At 39.5% G+C, this 2,553-nt stretch carries 4 protein-coding genes and 1 pseudogene; all 5 read right to left on the bottom strand.

Going from position 1 to position 2,553, the window contains the following annotated elements; all coding sequences use genetic code 11:
• Positions 1-216 (bottom strand): annotated as a pseudogene (locus QCH34_RS10550) (hypothetical protein); the annotation flags it as partial.
• A 99-nt stretch (positions 217-315) separates the two neighbouring features.
• On the bottom strand, positions 316-738 hold the full coding sequence (locus QCH34_RS10555) for a DUF6508 domain-containing protein (protein ID WP_300333879.1): 423 nt from the start codon (positions 736-738) through the stop codon (positions 316-318).
• Positions 739-1,148: 410 nt separating this feature from the next.
• Positions 1,149-1,292 (bottom strand): hypothetical protein, encoded by a 144-nt coding sequence (locus tag QCH34_RS10560; protein ID WP_300333881.1) that lies wholly within the window; start codon positions 1,290-1,292, stop codon positions 1,149-1,151.
• A 29-nt stretch (positions 1,293-1,321) separates the two neighbouring features.
• On the bottom strand, positions 1,322-1,477 hold the full coding sequence (locus tag QCH34_RS10565; protein WP_300333884.1) for a hypothetical protein: 156 nt from the start codon (positions 1,475-1,477) through the stop codon (positions 1,322-1,324).
• A gap of 56 nt (positions 1,478-1,533) precedes the next feature.
• On the bottom strand, positions 1,534-1,668 hold the full coding sequence (locus QCH34_RS10570; RefSeq protein WP_300333886.1) for a hypothetical protein: 135 nt from the start codon (positions 1,666-1,668) through the stop codon (positions 1,534-1,536).
• Between the last annotated feature and the right edge of the window lie 885 nt (positions 1,669-2,553).

Genomic DNA, 2,553 nt, shown 5'->3' on the forward strand with positions numbered 1-2,553 from the left:
GGGATACCTGCCCCACGTTGCAATCTGAAACAGATGCTGCTTGCCCAGCGAGTATTGCCGTGCGGCGTTCGAGATCTCCTGCTCGAGGCGGAAGAGGTCGGGAAACCCTTTCTCCCATACATCCCCCTTCCACTCATAGCTTGTATAGAGATCGGGTAAATTAAGATCTGCGAGAAGCCGTGCGACCTCCCGTTGCTGGGACATTGTGAGGTTCATTCAAAACAGAATTTGGCCTGAACGATTAAAAAATAACGACAATTAGCACCAATCAATGCTTATTGTTCTTAAATTCCGGTTACTTCATTATGCAGGGTATTATCCATAAGTCCCAGCAATATCCTGAAGGCGTCTCAGGACGGCAACAATATGGCCCGATTCAAACATCTCTTCGAGATGCCCCGCGCAGAACCGCTCCTTACGCACATGCAGAGTCAAAATCCGTCTTAGTGTCGGCAGATCGGCGTTTGCCATTCGTTCCGGATCGTTATAGTATTCAATGGCTTCGTCTTGCCAGCATCCCCAATCAAACATAACAATGAATTTATGTTTATAGAGTGCCTGCACAAATTCATCGACAGAACGGCTGTAATCAAACCATGGAAGGTGCCCTTCTTCGGCAACAACAGAACCGGGTGAGAAGTCCGGGTGTTCAAATTGCGGGAGGAATTGCAGGATCGCGGATAGGTCTTCTGGCAGAAGTGGTTCTGATTCGTCAGATAAACCTGGGACAGCAGCCATTTCATAAATCCCCTTCAATAATAACACTTTATCAGCTATTCATAAAACTCATTCGTCTAATTTTTAGCGCAAAAAAGAATGGATCTCCTCGCCACCTCTAGTAAGGGGAGCCGACGAGTAGTTCCGGATGTGGCGAAGAACCTGAGTATGCGGGAGTCGGAGTTCAAACTAGCCAACGGCGGCGGACTCAAGATCTGATCTCGTAGGTGTTCGCGGGTTCAAATCCCTCCTCTCGCATTTCAGTTTTTGATTTTAGGCAAATTATCAAAGTTATCCTATTAGATAACGAAAATTTTCGGATTTATTCGATCACCATTTTTTATTTAACATTTTTTAGCAAAATCGAGCGTGAAATCTATTTATATACACTATTTGTTGTATTCAGAGATTATACGACAAATGAGGAATTATTATTTTTTATCGAGTAATCTTACTCGACCGGGTATATCATCTCTAGTATTCGTTATAATCACAATTCCATCCGCCTTTCCAGCAGGTTTTGCAACAACAGGGGGTGGAATTTTTTTTGGCGAATTTGAACCATTTTCAGCCATAAGCTTTCAGAATTATATTCAGAAAGTACCTATATATAAATACTTAATCGAGCACTTTGAAAATAATATCTCTTTTTTGCCTTCTCCTTGCTGAAGCTTTGCAGAATAGTCCCATTTTCTTCATTTATTGGGTTTGGTTTCAAAGGATGGGGTAATTTCTTTGGAGGCTTCGTCTTATCCGACATAATTCAAAATTTATCAACAATAATTATAAAACTGGGTCAGGATTCATGAATTATTTTCATTCATCTTTCTCTTGATCTTTAAATTTCAAATAAAATGGTTTAATTCCCTTTGCACTACCAACTGGTTTCGCCTTAATCGATAAATCCATTTTATTATCCTCTTTCTTTTTCTTTTTTGATGTTTCAGACATGCCAATCGCAACCTAGATTATCAAATATGTTATCAAAAAAATTACGAAAAAAAATAGATTCAGCGAAATATGAATTAATGAAGATATCAGACCCATTCGAACAATTTCATAGCTTTTCTGATTCGCTCGATATGATTTTTGTGTATAATAAAGAAAGTCAGACAGTAAATCACTTTTTCCTACATTACACAACTCATCGAACCGATCATTCTCGAAGACATCGACAATATTGTATTTCTTCGGCCAGATGAGATAAAACAAGTAAAGGAATGCGAGGAGACCAATTACGAGAATCAAACTTAACAAGACATAATCTAAAGAGGAGATGGAATCTCCTTTATCGATTATAATTCCAAGAATAGTAATCTCTAATGTTATCAATACAAGGAAAATTTGAAAGAGCGCTAGAATTTTGGAATTTATCTTATCAACATTAGAAATGTATCTATCAAAAAGGATATTCCCCTCATCGAGAATGATCTTTGTCCTTTCATCAATTTCATTCTGCAATGGAAAGGGAAGTGATGAGTCAATTTCTTGATCTTTATCATCCTTCATTCAGATTCAACATCCGCTTTCTGTATTTCGGTCGTTCCTGTGCTGTTTCCTGCAGGCATAGGACGAATTTTCCTTATTTTCGCTTGCGGTTGTGAATCCCGATATCGTTGATCTTCCTTCATTAATTATCAATGATAATTGACCACATTTATCTCTACGCAATCGTGTTAATGCGACCTTGTGGATGAGCGTAGCTGAGCGTTTTTTACCCATAATTTATACATTGGAATAAGTTGACCATTGCTGGCGATTTGTTTCCTGTGATACTATGTATTTCAGCCAGCCGCCCGGATTATCTGGTCAGCGACCGGAGGGAGCGGTGCCGCC

This window comes from Methanocalculus sp. (assembly GCF_029762515.1).
In the GTDB taxonomy this organism is placed as follows: Archaea; Halobacteriota; Methanomicrobia; order Methanomicrobiales; family Methanocorpusculaceae; genus Methanocalculus.

Excerpts from the sequence above, each read along its gene's own strand:
- QCH34_RS10555 (WP_300333879.1), bottom strand. The coding sequence starts at position 738 with ATGGCTGCTGTCCCAGGTTTATCTGACGAATCAGAACCACTTCTGCCA.
- QCH34_RS10560 (WP_300333881.1), bottom strand. The coding sequence starts at position 1,292 with ATGGCTGAAAATGGTTCAAATTCGCCAAAAAAAATTCCACCCCCTGTT.
- QCH34_RS10565 (WP_300333884.1), bottom strand. The coding sequence starts at position 1,477 with ATGTCGGATAAGACGAAGCCTCCAAAGAAATTACCCCATCCTTTGAAA.
- QCH34_RS10570 (WP_300333886.1), bottom strand. The coding sequence starts at position 1,668 with ATGTCTGAAACATCAAAAAAGAAAAAGAAAGAGGATAATAAAATGGAT.